Raw genomic sequence first — 14,035 nt, forward strand, 5'->3', positions numbered from 1 at the left:
CGACCCGCGATACTCGACTAGCCGAGCATGCGACGATAACGCACCTCGTCCAGCTGCGCTCCCGCAATGGTTTTCGTCTGTCGCCCGCCGTCCAACGTCCACCCGTCGCGTTCGTAGAACCGCCGCGCACGCGCGTTCCCGTCCAGTACCCATAAGGCGGCCTCGCGATAACCATCCCGGCGCAGCCCGTCTCGCGTGGCCATGATCAGCAGCCGACCCAAGCCGGTATGCCAATAGTCAGGGTCGACGTAAATGGCCAGCAGCTCACCGCTATTCGACAACTCGTCACCCCGATACGGCCCGAACATCGCCATGCCGCATACGGTGTCGCCATCCGCTGCGATCAGCGTGGTCGGCAACCCAGGGCCGGCGCGGTGAAAGGCGTATTTGGCGGCCCAGATTTCGGGTTTCAGGCTGTCGAGATACGCCTGAGCGATCAGCCCCCGGTAAGCCGCCTGCCAGGCCCGGACATGCACCCGCGCTACGGCCAGCGCATCGTCTGCAGCGGCCGGGCGAATCTCCGTCACCCTTGACACCTTGGGAGGCTCCTCAGCCAGCCCGCGCGAGGATCAAGCCGCTCGTCGGCACGCCGGTGCCCGATGTCACCAGCACGTGCTCGACGTTGTCGACCTGGTTGTGCGACGTGCCGCGCATCCCCACGTTGCGGGCGATCTCGATCTCGTCGCTGGAGTCCATGGTGAACATGACCATGCCGTCGACGTCGCCAGGCCCCAATCCGGCGTCGTCCAGCGCGGAACTGACCGCCTCGCAAGCCAATTGCAGTTCGCTACGGCCGGACTCCTTGGAGAACTCGGTCTGACCGATGCCGACGATCGCCGCGGCGCCGGGCAGCGTGCTCGTCATGCCGAAGCTCCGTCGAGCAGGCTGATGGTCGCGGTACCAGAGACGTGATTGCCCAAGCTGTTGGCACCGTGGAAGGTCACTTCGACGAAGTTTTCGCCATCGGTGCCTTCGGTTTTGCCGGTCACGCTGCCGGTGAAGCGCAGCGGGTCATCCGGAAAGCACGGCACGCCAAGGCGAATCGACAGATTCTTGACCATCGCCTCGGGCCCGGCCCAGTCGGTGAGGAAGCGCACGCAATACCCGTTGGTGGTCAGGATATTCATGAACAAGTTGGGCGAGCCCTGCTTGTTCGCGTAGTCGCGGTCGTGATGTACCGGCATGAAGTCACGGGAGGCTATCGCGCCCGCGACGATCATCGTTGTGGTGATAGGGATTTCGAGCGGTGTCACTTCGTCGCCGACCGAGATATCGGCCCACTTCAACGTCTCGCGTCTAGCTGTCATCATGCGCGTCCTTCCGAGTCCGTCGGGCATGACCTATTCGCCGGCCGGAACTGGTGCAGCACCAGGTCCCCGTCGAAGGTTTGGAAGTAGACCTCGAGCGGCATTCCGACCGTCACCTCGGCCGGGTCGACGTCGGTCAGGTTGGACACCAACCGCACACCCTCGTCAAGTTCCACCAGCACCACGACGTACGGATAGTCGAAGAACGGGAACCGGGGTTGGTGCGGCATGACGTAGCTGTAGACGGTACCGCGTCCCGACGACGCGACCGCTTCCCAGTCCAGGGAGCGGCAGTTGGGGCACATCGGGCGTGGCGGGTGGCGCAGCTGTCCACATCCGCCGCAGCGCTGGATCAAAAGCTTGTTCTCCCGCAACCCATTCCAGAAGAATTCGGTATCCGGGCTGATGGCCGGCGCAAGTCGGGTAGCCATCAGCGTTCCGGCCTGAATCGCAACACGCGGAATCGCTGCCGGCCCAGCACTTCGCCGTGTTGGTCGGTGTAGGTGGTCAACCAGGTCAGGAAGAAGCCGGTGCCCAGCGCCGTCTTCTTCTCCTCGGACGCCGACTCGTAGACCGTTGTCGCGCTGATGATGTCGCCGAGCCGAGGGTAGCGTTCGATCTCGAACTCCGAGTTGGTCGCGACGGTGCTGGTGTAGCCGGCCTCGTCGAGGAATGCCGTCGGGTTCGATTTGATTTCGATGGGTGCGCCGCCGCGCTCGCCGATCCCTTCGAGGATCGGCGGCGGCATCGTCCAGGTCTGCAGCATCACCGGTGGTGACACGATGCCGCCGAACCGCGACGCGGCGGCGAACTCCGGGTCGAGGTAGACCGGGTTCATGTCGGCCAGCGCGTAGGCCCAGTGCCGGATCATCGGCTGGTTGACCGGATCCGGTGCGACGGAGGGTTTTCCGGTGCCGCCGGTGGGCTGGCCGACGAGGGCGCGCACTTTAGCGCTGACGGTTTCTGGGTCGGTCACTTGTTGCTGTCCTCCTAACTTGCCGTGGCCCGGAGATCACCCGGCGCTCGTGGCATGAGCAACCCGGCCATCGCGATGATGTCACGTTGAAGTTCGTTGGCGCCGAGACGTATTCCGTTGCCGTCCCAGCTGGGAAAGGCTGATCGAGTGCGGCGGGAATTGCGTGCGCACCGGCGGCCCCTTCGCGGGACAAGAATCCGACAGATTAGGTCAATCTGTCCTGCGAATTGTGTCTACTCTGCCCTTAGTCCAGCTGTCAATACAGACACAACACATTGATATCGCCGCGAATTCATTCGCCCACGATTGACGGCGCAGCTCCGCAGGTGTACACCATGGGGTTAGATGACCGACGTGGGTGAGGATCCCGATGACCGAGCAAGCGACTGAAGTCAAGGCACCTTCCAATCTTGTCGACACCTACCAGCTCTACGTCGACGGGCGGTGGGTCGAGCCGGAGGACGGTCGCTACGACGATATTTCGCCGGCCACCGAGCAGGCCATTGCCACCGCGCCGGACGCGAGCGTCGGCCAGGTCGCCGACGCCATCGCCGCCGCGCGACGGGCCTTCGACGACGGTCCGTGGGCCACCATGAGCCATCAGGAGCGCGCCGCGTGTCTCAATCAGCTCGCTGACGCGCTGATGAAGCACGCCGACGAATTCGCAGCGCTGTCTCAGGTGGAATGGGGCTGCACCGCGAACGAGCGGGTGATGCAAATCGACGGCGCCGCCTTCATGTCCATGCGAGCGGCCCAGCTCGCCACGCAGCTGACCGACCAGGAGATCACCGGCATCGGCGCCGGAAAGACCGTAATACGTCACGAGCCTCTCGGTGTCGTATCGCTCCTGACGCCGTGGAACTTCCCGCACTGCCTTAACGTCATGAAGCTGAATAACGCTCTGGCAGCGGGCAATACCGTCGTGCTGAAGCCGTCGCCGCTGACGCCGCTGGCCGGACTCGCGCTCGCTCGGCTCATCGACGAGCACACCGACACTCCACCCGGCGTGGTCAACGTCGTCACCCCATCAAGCATTGAGGCGGCCAAGCTGCTCACCACAGATCCACGTGTCGACATGATCAGCTTCACCGGCAGTTCGGTGGTCGGCCGCCAAGTCATGGCCGCGGCGGGCGACACCCTGAAGCGGATCCTGCTGGAGCTGGGTGGCAAGTCGGCGAGCATCATCCTCGACGACACGGTGGTCACCGACGAGATGCTGCGGCAGATGCTGTTCGACTGCTGCTCCATGCATGCCGGGCAGGCCTGCATCCTGCACAGCCGTCTGTTGCTTCCCGATTCGCTGCATGACGACGTCGTCGACCGGCTGGTCGCGCTGGCCCGTCGGGTGAAGGTCGGTGACCCTACCGATCCCGCCGTAGAGATGGGGCCGCTGATCAGCGCGGCGCAACGGGAACGGGTCCAGGCGCACGTCGACGGCGCCGTCCGCGAAGGGGCGAAGCTGGTGACTGGCGGCGGCCGTCCGGCCGGCCTGGACGTCGGATTCTATTTCGAGCCAACGATTCTCACCGATGTCGATCAGAACTCGACGATCGCCCAGGAGGAAGTGTTCGGACCGGTGTTGACCGTGCTGCGCTACCGCGACGAGGACGACGCGGTCGCGATCGCGAACAACTCACGGTACGGGCTTTCCGGCGCGGTGTGGGGCACCGACACCGATCGTGCCGTCGCCGTGGCCCGGCGTATTCGCACCGGCCAGATCGCGGTCAACGGCGTCGGTCCCGGCGACGCGCCGTTCGGCGGATTCAAGCTGAGCGGGCTCGGCCGCGAGGGCGGCGGAATCGGCGGGCTGCACCAGTACATGGAGAAGAAGGCCATCGGCGTCCCCGCGTGAACCTGTCCGACGACGACGGGCTTGCGCGAGCAACGTGTCATCGGGAAGGGGGCTGATCGCCTGAGCTGTGCCACACTGTGGCACGCCGTGTTACGTTGGCGAGGTGGCCGACCATTACACCTTGCGACTCGCTGCCGGTATGCGGCAGCGACTCAGCGAACGGGCGCGTCGTGTTCACCTGCCTGAACGCACCCTGGCGCAGCGCTACGTCGAGGAAGGCCTGCGTCACGATGCGCATCCGTTGATCCACTTTCTCGATGGCCCGAGCGGGCGCCGGGCTAGCCTGGTCGGCCGCGGGCTAGACGTCTGGGAGGTCATCGCAACGGTCCGCGACAACGACGGGTCGATTGCCGAGAGCGCCGAATATCTGCAGATCCCAGCCGGGCTGGTGGAGGCGGCCGTCGCCTACTACGGCGAATACCGCGATGAGGTCGACGCAGAGATCGCGCTCAACGAGGACGAGTACGACCGCGGTCGCGCGGCGATTGCCGCGGGCGAGCGGGCTCTCCGCGAGTGAGGGCGCTACTGGACGAGCAACTCTCTCCACAGATCGCCCTATTGCTGCGCCACTCCGGTTATGACGTAGTGGCCGTCGCTGAACGTGACGACCTCGTCGGCTACAGCGACAGGATGATTCTCGAGGCTGCGAGCAGCGAAGGTCGCGCGCTGGTGACGAACAACGTCAAGGACTTCCGCCCCCTTGCGGCCGAGTGGCTTGCCCAGGGCCGGATGCATCCAGGCCTAATCCTGCTGCCGTCGGCGCGCACCCGCACACGTAAAGCCGTTCCTGCCCTGGCCGCGGCCATCGAAGCCATCGTTCGCGCACATCCGGACGGCATCGCTGGTAGCGGGCGCTGGGTCGGCCCACTGCCGAACACATAGCGCTCACATGCGAAGCTGCTCACCATGGCCGTCGCGATAGCCCGCCCCAAACTCGAAGGAAACATCGCCGTCGGCGAAGACCGGCAGATCGGCTTCGCCGAGTTCGGTGCCCCCCAGGGGCGTCCGGTGTTCTGGCTGCACGGCACCCCGGGCGCGCGCCGGCAGATTCCGACCGAGGCCCGGGTCTACGCCGACCAGCACAACATCCGCCTGATCGGCCTCGACCGGCCCGGCATCGGCGCGTCCACACCACACCGGTACGAGACCATCGCCGCCTTCGCCGACGACCTGCGCACTATCGCGGACACCCTCGGAATCGACAAGATGGCCGTCGTCGGGCTTTCCGGGGGCGGCCCCTACGCACTGGCATGCGCCGCCGGGCTATCCGATCGGGTGGTGGTGGCCGGAGTCCTCGGCGGCGTTGCCCCGACGCAGGGGCCGGACGCGATCAGCGGAGGCGCGATGACCCTTGGCTTGCGGGTCGCGCCGCTGCTGAAGTTCGGCGGCAACCCGCTGCGGATCGGCGCGAGCATGCTGGTCCAGGCGATACGGCCGGTCGCGTCTCCCGCGCTCGAGGTGTACGCCCTGCTCTCGCCCGAAGCCGACCGGCACCTGTTGACCCGGCCCGAGTTCAAGGCCATGTTCCTCGACGACCTGCTCAACGGGAGCCGCAAACAACTGGCCGCGCCATTCAACGACGTCATCCTGTTCGCCAAGGACTGGGGATTCCGGCTCGACGAGGTCAAGGTCCCGGTCCGGTGGTGGCACGGCGACCACGACCACATCATTCCGTTCTCACACGGTGAGCACGTGGTTTCGCGACTGCCCGATGCCGAACTATTCCACTTGCCGGAGGAAAGTCATCTCGCCGGACTGGGCCGCGGCGAAGAGATTCTGTCCACGCTGATGAAGATCTGGGACGAGCGAGTATGAACGCAGCGTATTCCTCTACCAAGGCGAAAACCCGCGTCGTCGAGGTGCCTTCGTTGGGCCTTTACCTCAGCGACGTGCCACGTGCGATGGCGGAGTACGGGGCGCTGATGACGGCTTTGCCGCTGCGCCGGACGCTGCCCACCGGCGACGGGCATCCGGTGCTGGTGCTGCCCGGACTGCTTGCCGCGGACGGCTCCACCTGGACGCTGCGTCGCATCCTGCGCCGGCTTGGATACCGGACGCACGGATGGGGGCTTGGCCGCAACATCGGCCCGACGGCCAAAGCCGTGGCCGGAATGGCCGATCGGTTGCACGAGCTGCATACCCGATACGACGCGCCGGTCAGCCTGATCGGCTGGAGCCTGGGCGGCATCTTCGCGCGTGCGCTGGCGCGCCATAATCCGTCGTCGGTGCGCCAAGTGATCACCCTGGGCAGCCCGTTCCGGATGGACGACGCAAACCAGTCCCGCGCCACCCGAGCCTTCAACCGCTACGCACACCTGCACATCGAACATCCGCCGCTACCGGTGGAATCGGAAGCCGAGCCGTTGCCGGTGCCGGCCACCTCGATCTACTCGCGCTACGACGGCATGGTCGCCTGGCAGACCTGTCTGGACACGCCGTCTGCGCGTGCGGAGAACATCGCGGTGCTGGCCAGCCACATCGGCTATGGCCACAATGCGGCCGTGGTGTGGGCCATCGCGGACCGGCTGGCTCAGCCGCTCGGCCAATGGGCACCGTTCCGGCCGCCGGCTGTGCTGCGGCCGCTGTTCCCCCGCCCGGACACGCCACCCGACCGTCGGGCCGGTGGTGCGCGGTTGCGGCTGGCGTAACGGGTGGCGGACTTCCAAAGCGGTTGTGCGCCAAGCTTTTGCGTGTGAGCTCAGGGCGTTGCGGGTGAATGCACGGCGGGATTCTGGCGATGTCTGCGCCGTGGATGCACTGCCAACGCCATGGCTTCACTGTCAACGCCCGGCACCGCTTAGCGTCCGGGTAGCCTCGCTGACGTGCTGTTAGCCTCCCTGGATTCTGCCGCCGCCACCGACCTCGGCGACGCGGTAAGCATCGACGGCGTGACGTTGAGCCGCAGCGACTTGGTGGGCGCTGCCACGTCCGTGGCCGAGCGGGTTGCCGGTGCACACCGCGTTGCGGTGCTGGCCACGCCGAGCGCATCGACGGTGCTCGCGATCACCGGCTGCCTGATCGCGGGGGTGCCCGTCGTCCCGGTGCCCGCCGACATCGGCGTCGCCGAACGTCGCCATATGCTCACCGACTCCGGTGTGCAAGCGTGGCTCGGCCCGGCACCTGACGAAGCGGAAGGCCTGCCGCATATCCCGGTGCGATTGCATGCCCGCTCCTGGCATCGTTATCCGGAGCCGTCGCCCGATGCCACCGCGATGGTGGTCTACACCTCCGGCACCACCGGGCTGCCGAAGGGCGTGCAACTGAGCAGGCGCGCGATTGCCGCCGACCTGGACGCGCTAGCCGCCGCCTGGCAGTGGACGCCCGACGATGTGCTGGTACACGGGTTGCCCCTGTTTCACGTGCACGGACTGGTGCTGGGTCTGCTCGGGTCGCTGCGGGTGGGAAATCGCTTCGTGCACACCGGAAAACCGACGCCCGCGGGTTATGCAGCGGCCGGCGGCACGCTCTATTTCGGCGTCCCGACGGTGTGGTCGCGGATAGTGGCCGACCGGGCCGCGGCCGAGGCGCTGCGGCCGGCGCGTCTGCTGGTGTCCGGCAGTGCCGCGCTGCCGGTGCCGGTGTTCGACGGGCTGGCCGAGCTCACCGGGCACCAGCCCGTCGAACGGTACGGCAGCACCGAGTCGCTGATCACGCTGTCCACCCGGGCCGACGGCGAGCGGCGCGCCGGTTGGGTGGGCCTGCCGTTGACAGGTGTGCAGACCAGGCTGGTCGACGACAACGGCGAGCCGGTAGCCCACGACGGGGAAACCGTTGGGAAGCTTCAGGTTCGGGGCCCGACAATGTTCGACGGCTACCTCAATCGCCCGGAGGCCACCGCCGAGGCGTTCGACTCCGACGGCTGGTATCGCACCGGAGACGTCGCCGTCGTCGACGGCGCCGGCATGCACCGCATCGTGGGCCGGGAGTCGGTGGACTTGATCAAGTCGGGCGGATACCGGATCGGCGCAGGCGAAATAGAGACGGCGCTGCTGGGACATCCGGATGTCGAGGAGGCGGCCGTCGTCGGGCTGCCTGACGAGGACCTCGGCCAGCGGATCGTCGCATACGTCGTCGGCCCAGCTCGCCCTGACCAGCTCATTGACTTTGTCGCACAGCAACTTTCCGCACATAAGCGACCGCGTGAGGTGCGGGTGGTGGACGCATTACCGCGCAACGCGATGGGCAAGGTGCTCAAGAAACAGCTGCTGAACGACCGCTGATGGGATTTCTTTTGCGGCGAGGGTGCGCATTTGTACACCAAAACCGGCGTGTCGGTGTACATTTGCGCACGCTCGCGACGTGCCGATTACGGTGCATACTGTGACGATCGCGGCCGGCTCCGGGGTCACCCCGATGCGGCGGGTGGCGGCTGCCTGCCTCGTCGGCTCGGCGATCGAGTTCTACGACTTCCTCATCTACGGAACCGCGGCGGCGTTGGTGTTTCCCGCCGTGTTCTTTCCGCACCTGCAGCCCGCGGTCGCAACTATCGCCTCGATGGGCACGTTCGCGACGGCGTTTGTGTCACGCCCGCTCGGCGCGGCCGTCTTCGGGTATTTCGGAGATCGGCTGGGGCGCAAGAAGACTCTGGTCGCGACGCTGTTGATCATGGCCGTATCGACGGTCGGCGTAGGTCTGGTACCCAGCAGCGACGCCATCGGTGCTGCGGCCCCGTTGATCCTCGTCGCGTTCCGGCTGCTGCAGGGCTTCGCCGTCGGCGGCGAATGGGCGGGATCTGCGTTACTGAGCGCCGAATACGCCCCGCCGGACAAACGCGGCCGATACGGCATGTTCACCCTGATCGGCGGCGGCATCGCGGCGGTGCTGAGCAGCGCGACCTTCCTCTGCGTGAACCTCACCATCGGTGAGCACAGTCAGGCGTTTCTGCAGTGGGGCTGGCGGGTGCCGTTCCTGCTCAGCGGGGTGCTGATCGTGATTGCCCTCTACGTGCGGCTCAACATCGACGAGACCCCGGTATTCGCCGAGGAGAAGGCCCGCAACCTGGTGCCCAAGGCGCCGATCGCGGAGTTGCTGCGACTGCAGCGTCGGGAAATCCTGTTGGTCGCCGGCAGCATCGTCGGCGCGTTGGGGTTCATCTACATGGCCCTGACCTATCTGGCCATCTATGCGCACTCGCAGCTGGGGTATTCGCTGAACTTCATCTGGTTCGTCGGCGCGCTGGGCGGATTCGCGAGCATGACGTTCATGGCGCTGGCGGCCGTCCTGTGCGACCGGGTTGGGCGCCGTCGCGTGATGCTGGTCGGTTGGGCGGTATGTCTGCCGTGGTCGTTTGTGGTGATGCCGTTGCTTGACACCGGCAAACCCGTTTTGTATGCGGTGGCGATCATCGGCATGTGTACGGTTGCGGCGATCGGCTCGGGGCCTACCGCGGCGTTCATTCCGGAGCTGTTCGCCACCCGCTATCGCTACAGTGGCTCGGCGTTGGCGCAGAACCTGGCCGGTCTGGTCGGCAGTGCCTCGCCACCCCTGATCGCCGGGACGTTGCTGGCCAGCTACGGCGGCTGGGCGATCGGTCTGATGCTGGCCGCCTTGGTGGTGACGAGCCTGGTGTGTACCTATCTGCTCCCGGAAACCCGCGGAACCGCGCTCGGCGCCACCATCGGGATCAGTTCGCGTGCAGATCCTCGTTGAGCGCGATGCCCTGGCCGTCGCGGGCCACCACTTCGACCGCCCCGGTCAGTGAATTGCGCCGGAACAACAAATTGCTGGTGCCGGAGAGTTCCCGAGCCTTGACCGAATTGCCTTCCGGCATAGCGACTTTGGTGCCCGCGGTGAGATATAGCCCCGCTTCGACGACGCAGTCGTCGCCCAGCGATATGCCGAGGCCGGCGTTGGCGCCCAGCAGACACCGCTTGCCGATCGAAATCACTTCGGTGCCACCGCCGGACAGCGTGCCCATGATCGACGCACCGCCGCCGATGTCCGAGCCGTCGCCCACCACCACGCCCGCCGAGATGCGTCCCTCCACCATCGACGCACCCAGTGTGCCGGCGTTGTAGTTGACGAACCCTTCGTGCATCACGGTGGTGCCCGGCGCCAGGTGGGCGCCCAGCCGCACCCGGTCGGCGTCGGCGATCCGCACCCCGGTCGGCATGACGTAGTCGACCATCCGGGGAAACTTGTCGACGCCGTACACCGTCACCGGCCCGTGGCGGCGAAGCCGGGCCCGGACCGCCTCGAAACCCTCGACCGCGCACGGGCCGCGACTGGTCCACACCACGTTGGTCAATATCCCGAACAAGCCGCCGGCGTTGAGCCCGTGCGGTACCACCAGCCGGTGCGAGAGCAGATGCAACCGCAGGTAGGCGTCGTAGGCGTCGGCGGCGAGGTCATCCAGCGAGCCGATGACGGTGCGGACCGCGATCACCTCGACGCTGCGGTCGTCGTCGCGCCCGACCAGCGCAGCCAGCTCGGCCGGAACGTCGGAAACCGCCAGACGGGTGGTGGCGCTGGTCCCCGACTCGGTCAGCTCCGGGGCGGGAAACCACGCGTCGAGGACCGATCCGTCGGAGGCGAGCGTCGCCAACCCAATACCTGCAGCTCCAGTCACGCGGTCAGGTTACTTTCCTGGCCGAGCTGGGCCCACACCGGAGGTAGGGCAACACAAAAGCACCCGACACGCCGACGAAAAAGGTGCTTTCGCGTCTGCTCGGCATAATTGGTGACCGTGCTGGACTTGGGCGGGGACCCGATCGAGCTGACCGCAGCGCTGGTCGACATCCCCAGCGAATCGCGCGACGAGTCGCGCATCGCCGACGAGGTGGAAGCCGCGCTGCGCACCCAGACGTCGGGCTTCGAAATCGTCCGGAACGGCAACGCCGTGTTGGCGCGTACCGCACTGAACAAGCCGACTCGGGTGCTGATGGCCGGACATCTGGACACCGTGCCGGTGGCCGGAAACCTTCCCAGTCGTCGGGACAACGACGAGCTGCACGGCTGCGGCACCGCGGACATGAAATCGGGTGACGCGGTCTTCCTGCATCTGGCGGCCACCGTGGCCGAACCCGCGCACGACCTGACGCTGGTGTTCTACGACTGCGAGGAAATCGAAGCGGCGGCAAACGGTTTGGGCCGCATCCAGCGTGAGCTGCCGGATTGGCTGACGGCCGACGTGGCGATTTTGGGTGAGCCGACGGCCGGGTACATCGAGGCCGGCTGTCAGGGCACGCTGCGGGTGGTGATCAGTGCTACCGGTACGCGTGCCCATTCGGCGCGATCTTGGTTGGGCGACAACGCAATTCACAAGCTGGGCGCGGTGCTGGACCGGTTGGCCGGCTACACCGCGCGCAGCGTCGATATCGACGGTTGCACCTACCGCGAGGGCCTGTCGGCAGTGCGCATAGACGGTGGCGTGGCTGGCAACGTGATTCCCGACGCGGCCTCGGTGACGGTCAACTTCCGGTTTGCCCCCGACCGGTCGGTGCCCGATGCGCTGCAGCACGTGCACGAGGTTTTCGACGGCCTCGATGTGCGGATCGAGCAGACCGACGCCGCGGCGGGTGCGTTGCCTGGCCTGTCCGAGCCTGCGGCCAAGGCCTTGGTAACTGCCGCCGGCGGCCAGGTCCGGGCGAAATACGGCTGGACGGATGTAGCCCGGTTCGCCGCGCTGGGCATACCGGCCGTCAACTACGGGCCCGGCGACCCCAATCTGGCGCACCGGCGTGACGAGCGGGTGCACGTCGACAAGATCACCGCGGCAGTGGAAATGCTGCGCCGGTACCTCAGCGGCTGAGCAACCGCTGCGCCTGGGCGGCGGCATCGCCGGCGGCGGCTCGCATCCCGATCGCCGCGAGGTCTTCCGACACCGCTTGCAGCGCCGGGCCGTCACCGGCGGTCAGCGCCTGCGCGTGTGCCAGAGCGATCCGGCCTACGGCACAGTCGATCTCGTCGGCCAGTCGGGACAGCGGATCGGCGGCGCGGCGGTCGCCCAGTCGAACCGCGTCATGCCAGGCGGACAGCGCGACCGCCGACTGCCCGGCCCGCTCCGCCGTTCGGGCCGCCTCGCGCGCCGCCGTGATCGCGCCGGTGGCGTCGCGGGCCGTGGCACGGGTCCACGCGCGCGCCAGCCCTAGTTCGGGCGCGAACAACGCCGACTTGGTTCCATGACGAGTTTCGGCTCGCCGCAATGCTTTTGCGGATGCAGGTATGTCGCCTTGCTGGGCCAAAGCGGTCGCCAACAGCATCAGCGACAACGGACCCCACGAGTATCCGGTGCGCTCCAAGGTGGCGGCCGCTGGCTCCAAAAGCGCTGCAGCAGAGGCGAATTCGCCGCGGACCAGCAACACGTGCGCCAACAACACCTCACCGATGGCCCGGCCGGGTTGCTGCAGCTCGGCGAAGTCGGTGAACCGCTGAGCCAGTGCCTGTGCCTGCGCGATCTCACCGGCCATCAGCAACGCCGTGATCTGGCCCAAGCCCACGGTGAACCGCAACAGGCCGGGATGCTCGGCGGTCGACGCCTGCTCGGCAAGCCGCTCGACGTCGTCGAACCGGCCCATCCGCGCGGAGCACAACGCGCCCGCGCTGGCCGCCCACGCGACCGCCATGTCCCCGGCCGGCGGCCCGGACAGCACCTCGGTGACCAGTCCGATGGCGCGCTTGAGGTTTCCGGCATTCATCGCGAAGGTCGCGGTCAGCGCATCCAGGCTGCTGCGTGCCGCCGGGTCGGTGACCCGGTTGCGGGTGGTCTGCAGGAAGGCGGTGGCTCGCTCGGGCTCGCTGAGCATCCAGAACTGGTTCGCGGCCCGCGGCACCGCCCAGGCCATCAGGTCGGTCTCGGACAATTCGGCGGGATCGACCGCCGCAAGCACCTCGCCGGCTTCGCGGCCGCGGCCTTGCCAGCTCAGCGCGTACGCCAGTGGCAGTCGCGCGGCCAGCCCGCCGGATCGGTCCAGGGCTGACCGCCCGAACCGCTCGGCGAGCACCATGTCGCCCAGCCGCAGCGCCTGCTGTGCGGCTTCGATCACCTCGTCCACCGGTTGCGGGGCATCGCTGTCCAGTGCCAGCGACGCCAGCCGCAACCGGTCGCTGAGATGCTCCGGCGGATGCTGCGACAGCAGCGTCACCAGCTCGGTGCGCCGTCGGCGTGCGCCGTCGGCACCGAGCGCGGCAAGCGCTCGTTCGGCAAACAGCGGGTGCGCCGTGTAGACCATCGGGTCGACCGCGCGCCCGCCGGGCACCCGGGATTCCGCCGCGCCCCATTCCTCGGCCTCGGCCACTGCTCCCTCCCCGGCCAGCACGGTCAGATCGGCCAGCGACAGCGGCTCCTGCACGGCGAGGTAGTCCAGCACCGAACGCGCGGCCGGAGGTAACTCGGCGATGAACGCGTCGACCTCGGACGGCCCCGACGGCCCCGACGCCTTGACCTGCCCGGCCGGCGGCTCGATGTCGATCCGATCCAGCAGGCCGTCGGTCCACAGCGCCGCGATCGCATCGGGCGCGGCGTCGGCGCGGGCGGTGACGATCATCCGGGCCGCGCCGCCCAGCGCCAACTGGTACACCAAGGTGGCCGACAGCACGTCGAGATGATGCGCGTCGTCGACGACCAGCAGCAGGTCACCTTCCCGGCCGTCGCGAGTCAGCGAAGCCCGCGCCGCCCGCAGCAGCGCGGCCGGCTTCCCGATGTCGGCGATCTCCACCAGGTGGCCGAACGCGCCGAACGGCACCACGCGTTCAGTGGTGGTGCCGGTGACCCATCGGGCGACCGTGGTGGGGTGCTCGCCGGTGAAGTATTCGGCGGCCAGGCGGGCCAACGTGGATTTGCCGACGCCGTCGGGTCCGAGTACCACGGCGCCCTTGTCTCCCACACAGCCCTTCAGCTGCGCTAAGGCGGCTTCATGCTCCGGGACGTTCCACCGAATCGGCACCTGCCGAATCTTATGG

Annotated in this window: 14 protein-coding genes and 1 pseudogene; 8 read left to right on the forward strand and 7 right to left on the reverse strand. The window is 67.4% G+C overall.

The features are described 5' to 3' along the window. Window positions 1–17: 17 nt before the first annotated feature. The 5 genes and pseudogenes from AC5Y2L_RS04775 to AC5Y2L_RS04795 form a co-directional block, all read right to left on the reverse strand. Complete coding sequence (locus tag AC5Y2L_RS04775) at window positions 18–527, reverse strand: GNAT family N-acetyltransferase (protein ID WP_499932927.1); 510 nt, start codon at window positions 525–527, stop codon at window positions 18–20. Between the two features lie 124 nt (window positions 528–651). Next, window positions 652–864, reverse strand: a pseudogene (locus AC5Y2L_RS04780) (lipid-transfer protein); the annotation flags it as partial. After that, window positions 861–1,307 (reverse strand): MaoC family dehydratase, encoded by a 447-nt coding sequence (locus AC5Y2L_RS04785; RefSeq protein WP_499932926.1) that lies wholly within the window; start codon window positions 1,305–1,307, stop codon window positions 861–863. The gene AC5Y2L_RS04785 and the pseudogene AC5Y2L_RS04780, both read right to left, overlap by 4 nt. Beyond that, on the reverse strand, window positions 1,307–1,738 hold the full coding sequence (locus AC5Y2L_RS04790) for a Zn-ribbon domain-containing OB-fold protein (protein ID WP_499932924.1): 432 nt from the start codon (window positions 1,736–1,738) through the stop codon (window positions 1,307–1,309). Before AC5Y2L_RS04790 ends, AC5Y2L_RS04785 begins: the two co-directional genes overlap by 1 nt. Next, window positions 1,738–2,283, reverse strand: coding sequence for an FAS1-like dehydratase domain-containing protein (locus AC5Y2L_RS04795; RefSeq protein WP_499932923.1), 546 nt, complete (start codon window positions 2,281–2,283; stop codon window positions 1,738–1,740). Before AC5Y2L_RS04795 ends, AC5Y2L_RS04790 begins: the two co-directional genes overlap by 1 nt. 370 nt (window positions 2,284–2,653) lie before the next feature. On the opposite strand from AC5Y2L_RS04795, the gene AC5Y2L_RS04800 reads away from it, so the two are divergent. From AC5Y2L_RS04800 to AC5Y2L_RS04830, 7 genes are all read left to right on the forward strand, one after another. Further along, on the forward strand, window positions 2,654–4,135 hold the full coding sequence (locus AC5Y2L_RS04800) for an aldehyde dehydrogenase family protein (RefSeq protein WP_499932921.1): 1,482 nt from the start codon (window positions 2,654–2,656) through the stop codon (window positions 4,133–4,135). A gap of 103 nt (window positions 4,136–4,238) precedes the next feature. After that, a complete protein-coding gene (locus AC5Y2L_RS04805; protein ID WP_499932920.1) occupies window positions 4,239–4,652 on the forward strand; it encodes a hypothetical protein in 414 nt (137 codons plus the stop codon). Then, on the forward strand, window positions 4,649–5,017 hold the full coding sequence (locus AC5Y2L_RS04810) for a DUF5615 family PIN-like protein (protein WP_499932918.1): 369 nt from the start codon (window positions 4,649–4,651) through the stop codon (window positions 5,015–5,017). The genes AC5Y2L_RS04805 and AC5Y2L_RS04810 overlap by 4 nt, the downstream gene beginning before the upstream one ends. 24 nt (window positions 5,018–5,041) lie before the next feature. Further along, on the forward strand, window positions 5,042–5,950 hold the full coding sequence (locus tag AC5Y2L_RS04815) for an alpha/beta fold hydrolase (RefSeq protein WP_499932917.1): 909 nt from the start codon (window positions 5,042–5,044) through the stop codon (window positions 5,948–5,950). Then, window positions 5,947–6,783, forward strand: coding sequence for an esterase/lipase family protein (locus AC5Y2L_RS04820; protein ID WP_499932915.1), 837 nt, complete (start codon window positions 5,947–5,949; stop codon window positions 6,781–6,783). The genes AC5Y2L_RS04815 and AC5Y2L_RS04820 overlap by 4 nt, the downstream gene beginning before the upstream one ends. Before the next feature lie 174 nt (window positions 6,784–6,957). Beyond that, window positions 6,958–8,355: an acyl-CoA synthetase gene (locus AC5Y2L_RS04825; protein WP_499932913.1), complete on the forward strand. Its 1,398-nt coding sequence runs from the start codon at window positions 6,958–6,960 to the stop codon at window positions 8,353–8,355. 133 nt (window positions 8,356–8,488) lie between these two features. Beyond that, window positions 8,489–9,784, forward strand: coding sequence for an MFS transporter (locus AC5Y2L_RS04830; protein WP_499933209.1), 1,296 nt, complete (start codon window positions 8,489–8,491; stop codon window positions 9,782–9,784). On the opposite strand, the gene dapD is transcribed toward AC5Y2L_RS04830, so the two are convergent. Further along, window positions 9,759–10,703 (reverse strand): 2,3,4,5-tetrahydropyridine-2,6-dicarboxylate N-succinyltransferase, encoded by a 945-nt coding sequence (dapD, locus tag AC5Y2L_RS04835; protein ID WP_499932912.1) that lies wholly within the window; start codon window positions 10,701–10,703, stop codon window positions 9,759–9,761. The two genes, AC5Y2L_RS04830 and dapD, sit on opposite strands and share 26 nt — an antisense overlap. Window positions 10,704–10,820: 117 nt before the next feature. Here dapD and dapE point away from each other — a divergent pair, with 117 nt between their 5' ends. Continuing rightward, the gene (gene dapE, locus AC5Y2L_RS04840) at window positions 10,821–11,885 is read left to right on the forward strand and encodes a succinyl-diaminopimelate desuccinylase (protein WP_499933208.1); all 1,065 of its coding nucleotides are present in this window, start codon (window positions 10,821–10,823) and stop codon (window positions 11,883–11,885) included. Here dapE and AC5Y2L_RS04845 read toward each other — a convergent pair. After that, entirely contained in the window at window positions 11,875–14,019 is a 2,145-nt protein-coding gene (locus AC5Y2L_RS04845) for an AAA family ATPase (protein ID WP_499932910.1), read from the reverse strand. The genes dapE and AC5Y2L_RS04845 overlap by 11 nt on opposite strands. Window positions 14,020–14,035 lie beyond the last annotated feature (16 nt).

The organism is Mycobacterium sp. NGS66 (assembly GCF_059812225.1).

Bases quoted from the DNA above. Each gene is read 5' to 3' on its own strand.
- AC5Y2L_RS04815 (WP_499932917.1), top strand. From the start codon at position 5,042: ATGGCCGTCGCGATAGCCCGCCCCAAACTCGAAGGAAACATCGCCGTC.
- AC5Y2L_RS04790 (WP_499932924.1), bottom strand. From the start codon at position 1,738: ATGGCTACCCGACTTGCGCCGGCCATCAGCCCGGATACCGAATTCTTC.
- AC5Y2L_RS04830 (WP_499933209.1), top strand. From the start codon at position 8,489: ATGCGGCGGGTGGCGGCTGCCTGCCTCGTCGGCTCGGCGATCGAGTTC.
- AC5Y2L_RS04800 (WP_499932921.1), top strand. From the start codon at position 2,654: ATGACCGAGCAAGCGACTGAAGTCAAGGCACCTTCCAATCTTGTCGAC.
- AC5Y2L_RS04785 (WP_499932926.1), bottom strand. From the start codon at position 1,307: ATGACAGCTAGACGCGAGACGTTGAAGTGGGCCGATATCTCGGTCGGC.
- AC5Y2L_RS04820 (WP_499932915.1), top strand. From the start codon at position 5,947: ATGAACGCAGCGTATTCCTCTACCAAGGCGAAAACCCGCGTCGTCGAG.